At 60.8% G+C, this 217-nt stretch carries 1 pseudogene; it reads right to left on the bottom strand.

The annotated features are described in order from the left end of the window. A pseudogene (locus AF337_RS44815) lies at window positions 1–199 on the bottom strand (DUF4105 domain-containing protein); the annotation flags it as partial. Window positions 200–217 lie beyond the last annotated feature (18 nt).

Below are 217 nucleotides of genomic sequence, written 5' to 3'. Positions count from 1 at the left end.
GGACCGCACGAAGGCGTCTCCTGCCAAAGAGCGCCACGACGACGGAGGCGCCAAAAAGCCCGAACAAAATGGCGCTGGCTAGTCTGCCGACCTCGGGCAACGGCAAGCGGTACCAAAGCGCGAGCGACGACCAGGCCGATGCAAAGGCGACAAGCAACACGAGCACTGCAATGACGATCGCACGGACCGGTCGAACCATTTTGCTTTTCCAAACGAG

The sequence above is a fragment of the Rhizobium ecuadorense genome (assembly GCF_001187535.1).
GTDB classification, from domain to species: domain Bacteria; phylum Pseudomonadota; class Alphaproteobacteria; order Rhizobiales; family Rhizobiaceae; genus Rhizobium; species Rhizobium ecuadorense.
Note: the sequence above shows the minus strand (reverse complement) of the source record. Positions and strands in the feature narration are given on the sequence as shown.